At 75.1% G+C, this 4,462-nt stretch carries 5 protein-coding genes; 4 read left to right on the top strand and 1 reads right to left on the bottom strand.

Annotated features, from left to right (window positions below):
- Together AB0F18_RS38580 and AB0F18_RS38575 are read left to right on the top strand one after the other, a co-directional pair.
- On the top strand, positions 1–1,131 hold a 1,131-nt coding region (locus tag AB0F18_RS38580; protein WP_362070037.1), incomplete at its 5' end, for an SUKH-4 family immunity protein.
- Positions 1,132–1,283: 152 nt separating this feature from the next.
- Positions 1,284–2,171: a cellulose-binding protein gene (locus tag AB0F18_RS38575; protein WP_362070034.1), complete on the top strand. Its 888-nt coding sequence runs from the start codon at positions 1,284–1,286 to the stop codon at positions 2,169–2,171.
- A gap of 383 nt (positions 2,172–2,554) precedes the next feature.
- On the opposite strand, the gene AB0F18_RS38570 is transcribed toward AB0F18_RS38575, so the two are convergent.
- The gene (locus tag AB0F18_RS38570; RefSeq protein ID WP_362070032.1) at positions 2,555–3,403 is read right to left on the bottom strand and encodes an alpha/beta hydrolase; all 849 of its coding nucleotides are present in this window, start codon (positions 3,401–3,403) and stop codon (positions 2,555–2,557) included.
- A gap of 81 nt (positions 3,404–3,484) precedes the next feature.
- Between AB0F18_RS38570 and AB0F18_RS38565 the strand changes: the two genes are divergently transcribed.
- Both AB0F18_RS38565 and AB0F18_RS38560 read left to right on the top strand, forming a co-directional pair.
- Positions 3,485–4,045 carry an ABATE domain-containing protein gene (locus AB0F18_RS38565; protein ID WP_362070029.1) on the top strand — a complete coding sequence of 187 codons (561 nt, stop codon included), beginning with the start codon at positions 3,485–3,487 and terminating at the stop codon, positions 4,043–4,045.
- The gene (locus tag AB0F18_RS38560) at positions 4,045–4,386 is read left to right on the top strand and encodes a hypothetical protein (RefSeq protein ID WP_362070026.1); all 342 of its coding nucleotides are present in this window, start codon (positions 4,045–4,047) and stop codon (positions 4,384–4,386) included. The genes AB0F18_RS38565 and AB0F18_RS38560 overlap by 1 nt, the downstream gene beginning before the upstream one ends.
- The last annotated feature ends 76 nt before the right edge of the window (positions 4,387–4,462 follow it).

The following is a 4,462-nucleotide window of genomic DNA, read 5'->3' as shown; positions in this document are numbered from 1 at the left end:
GGCGCTCCCGGTGCGCCTGGCGCTCCCGGTGCGCCCGGGGGCGGGATGCAGCACGCCGCGACGATGCTGGCCGGTCCCGGCACCGTTCCGCCGCCCGGTCCGCCCTCCGCGCCGCCCGGCGGTCCGGTGGGTCAGCCGGCGGCCCCGTCCGGCGTGCCCACGGTCGGCCCCGGCTACCAGGCCGTGCTCCGCTACCGTGCGCCCGACGGCTCCGAGCAGCAGCTCATCCGCCGCTCGGCGCCCGGTACGCCGCACCCCGAGTGGCAGATCCTGTACGAGCTCCGCGCGATGAACGTGCCGCCGCAGCAGGTGCTGGAGCTGCACACCGAGCTGGCCTCCTGCGAGCTGCCCGGCGGTTACTGCGCCCGGATGATCCGGGAGACCTGGCCGCAGGTGCGGATCACGAGCGTGGCCCCGTACGGGACCGACCACGCGGGACGTCAGCAAGGCATGCGGCATCTGCTCACCCATCAGGGTGAGCTGCACCAGGTGGCGGACGGCCCGGCGCGTCCGGCGCCGGTGCGGGCGCCGCTGCCGCAGGTCCCGCTCCAGCCGGCGATCGCGATGGACGCGATCGCGCAGGAGCTGGCGGGGGCCTTCGGGCCGCAGGGGGTGTTCCGTTTCGACCAGCGGGCGGTGTCGCGCCAGGGTGTGCCGGAGGTCGTGGCGCAGACCCTGATGTGGGCGGGTCTGCCGGTCGATTTCGGGCCGTTCTTCTGGGCGCAGGCCGTACCCGGGCAGCCGGTGCCGACGCTGGCCGAGCTGGCCGCGCAGCGGCAGGTGCAGCCGGCGTCGGACGCGGGCTCGTACCTGGTCGTCGGCAGCGACTTCGGCAAGGCGCTGTGCGTGCAGTACGGGACGGCGCACATCGTGGCGGTGCCGGTGGAGGGTGGTCCGGGCGGGGCGCCCGTGCCGCCGCAGTTCGTGAACTCCAGCCTGCCGCAGTTCGCGCGGTCGCTGGCGATGCTGGGTCACATGTGGCGGCTGCGCCAGCATCTGACGCCGGAGCAGGCTGGGCGGTGGACCGTCGACTTCCAGTCGAACCTGGCCGGGCTGGACAGTGCGGCGCTGGCGTCGCCGGAGAGCTGGTGGTCGGTGCTGCTGGAGCAGATGTGGGACGGGCTGCTCTGAGCCGTCGGTCGGCCGGTTCGCCGATCGGATGAATGGCCGGGCCGGGACCCCTCGACGGGGGTCCCGGCCCGGCCATTCAGGCTTCTGGCCTCAAATGACGCATCCTTGACGGGAATCCCCGCGAGAGAGGCGCTTCCAGGATGAGTGCACCCATGTCACCTCACGGACCCCAGGGTTTCTCGACCGTGCGCGGTGGCCGCGGCTACCGGCCGGAGGACGTCGACCGGTACGTGGCCCGGCTGGCCGGCAGCCGGGACGAGGCGTGGGAACGGGTGGCGCGGCTGACCGTCCTGGCGCGGCAGATGGAGGAGGAGGCGGAGCGGCTGCGCGCGGCGGTGGCGGCGCTGGCCCCGCAGACGTACGACGAGCTGAGCGAGCGCGCCCGGCGGATCCTGTCGCTGGCCCAGGAGGAGGCGGAGGCCCTGCGGGCGGACGCGCGGGCCGACGCGGTGGAGGCGGCGGGTGCGGCCGAGGCGCACGCCGACCGGGTGGCGGAGCTGGCGCGGCACGACGCGGAGGCGGTGCGCGAGCAGACCGAGGTGCGGGCGCGGCAGGGGCTGTTGCGGGCGCAGCGGGAGGCCGACGAGGTACGGGCGAAGGCGCGCGAGGAGGCTGCGGGGTGGCGGGCCGAGGCGCAGGCCGCGCTGGCGGACGCGCGGCGGCGCACGCAGGCGTTGCTCGCGGAGCGGGAGCAGGAGCGGGTGGAGCGGCGGGACGCGGCCGAGCGGGAGGTGGCGGCGCGGGAGGCGGAGCAGGAGGCGCGGCTCGCGGAGATGGAGCGGCACGCGCAGGCGCGGCTGGCGGAGGCGCGGCGGGGGTTCGCGGAGGCGGAGGAGTCGGCGCGGCACGGGCAGGAGGACGCGGAGGCGCGGGCGGCGGAGCTGGTGGCGCAGGCGCGGGTGCGGCAGGAGCGGGTGGGGCGGGAGACGGAGCGGATCCTGCGGGAGCATGCGGAGGCGCAGGAGGAGATGCGGGCCCACATGAACCACGTCCGCTCCAGCCTGGCGGCGCTGACGGGGCGGGCGCCGGCGGAGGGCTAGCCGCTGCCCTGGCCGGGCGGTGGCGGGCTGGGGTGCCACCCCGGTGCGGGCCGGTTTGGCTGGGGGTGCCGGGGGGTGGTGGTGCCGGGGTTGGCGGGGGTCGGTGGCGTTGCCCGGGGTGGTGGTGCCGGAGGTGGCCGGGGTTGGTGGCCCCACCCCGTCCCCGCCCCCGGCCGGGTACGTCCGGAGCCGCGTGGCCGTCCGGCAGAATCCGGCCCTGCCAGGGGGCACCTCCCAGCGGTAGCTGGGGGAGTTTGAGGCGCGGGGTCTGGGGCGGAGCCCGGGGGAACGGTGGAAGGGCGGGCAGGGGACCGCTCCGGGCAGCGGGACGTCCGCAGCCTCCGGTCGGGGAGCCGCAGCGGGACAGTCGCAGCCGGGGGTGGTCAGAGGCGGGTCAGGAAGGCGGCGATCAGCGGGGCGATTTCGTCGAGGTGGGTCTCCAGCGCGAAGTGCCCGGCGCCTTCGAAGACGTGTACGTCGGCACCCGGCGCGTCCCGCAGGTACGCCTTCGCCCCGGCGGGGGTGAAGAAGGGGTCGCCGGCGCCCCAGACGACCAGCACCGGTACCCCCGAGGCACGGAGCCAGGCCTGCCAGGCCGGGCAGTGGGCGAAGTTCGAGGAGTAGTCGAAGGCGAGGTCGGCCTGGGCGTCCTGGCGCCCCGGCAGGCCGAGGTAGTGGACGTCGAGGGTCCAGTTGTCGGGGGAGATCAGGGCGGGGTCCGCGACCCCGGTCTCGTACTGGAAGCGGGTGCCTTCCAGGGTGAACAGGCCGCGCACCCGTTCCTCGTTGCCCGGTACGTCCCGCCGCAGTGCCGCGAACTGGCGGGCGTCGTCGGAGAGGCCCTCGTCGTAGGCGTTGGCGTTCTGGACGATGAGGCCGGTGATCCGTTCGGGGCGCCGGGCGGCGAGCCGCAGGCCGACCGGGGCGCCGAAGTCGAAGACGTACAGGGCGAAGCGGTCCAGGGCGAGGGCGTCGGTGAACCCCTCCACGATGTCCGCGAGCCGGTCGAAGGTGTACGTGAAGCCGGGTGGGGTGTCGGTGCGGCCGAAGCCGGGGTAGTCGGGGGCGATCAGTCGGTACGGGGTGTCGCGGAGGGCGTCCATCAGGCGGGTGAACTGGTGTGAGGCGGTGGGGAAGCCGTGCAGGAGCAGCAGGACGGGGCCGTCGGCGGGGCCGCTTTCGCGGTAGGCCACGGTCACGCCGTCGACGTCGATGGTGCGGTGCGCGATCATCACATGCCTCCAGTGCGTCAGGTGGCATTAGTCTCCAACGAAGATCGCTAATGCGTCAACTGGTCTTGGTAGCATTAGCCGGTGACGTTCTTTCCGTTGACCGGCGAGCCCCTCGCGCTCGATCTGCTGAACACCCGGCCCGCCGACGCCGGCGATCTCATCGCCGACCGGGCCGGTCTCGCCGCCTGGCTGGCGGCGGAGGGTGACCGGCTGAGCCGGGTCGCCGAGGTGGGGGAGGCCGAGGTGGCCGCCGTGCACGCCGTGCGGGAGGCCGCCGGGCCGGCGCTCGAAGCCGCACGGCGCGGTGAGCGGCCGCCGGCCGGGGCGCTGGAGGCGCTGAACGGGATCCTCGCCGCGGCCCCCGCGCACCGGGAGCTGTACTGGTCGGCCCTGACCGGGCTGATGGCCTCCCCGCACCGCGGGGCCGCCCCGGCGGCGCGGCTGGCCGCCGAGCTGGCGGAGGCGGTGGTGGACCTGCTGACGGACGTGCGGGTGGCGTCGGTGCGCTCGTGCGAGGCGGACGACTGCGTGCTGCTGTTCCTTCCGGCGCACCCCAGGCGGCGCTGGTGCGTGGCGTCGGCCTGCGGGAACCGGGCCCGGGTGGCCCGCTACTACGCCCGGCACAAGGGGGAGCGGCCCTGATGGACTGGGACGCGCTGACCGAGAACGAGTACGCGTTCGTGCTGAACGCCTCGGAGATCGACATCCTTCCCGGGGTCTGGGGGGACCTGGCGGAGGAGGACAAGGACAAGCCGGTCTCCTTTCTCGCCCCGATCCTGCTGGGGCTCGTCGACCGGGGGTGGGTCGCGGTGCACCGGGTGGTCCCGTGGACCTCGCCCAGGGGCACCCCCGGCTTCCAGCCGGGTCCGGAGGTCGACCGCGCGGACCTGCCGGCGGTCCTCGCGGACCCGGAGGAGTGGGAGTACCCGGGGGAGCTGGACTGGATCGGCAAACTGACCCTGACCAGGGCGGACACCCCCTAGGGTCTGTCGTCAAAGTCCCGTCCGCCCTCCGGGCGACGACGGGACTTTGACGTGAGACCCGAGGCCGCCGGCCGCG

It is taken from the genome of Streptomyces sp. NPDC029216 (assembly GCF_040648015.1).
Taxonomy (GTDB): domain Bacteria; phylum Actinomycetota; class Actinomycetes; order Streptomycetales; family Streptomycetaceae; genus Streptomyces.
This window is presented reverse-complemented; position numbering and strand designations above follow the sequence as displayed.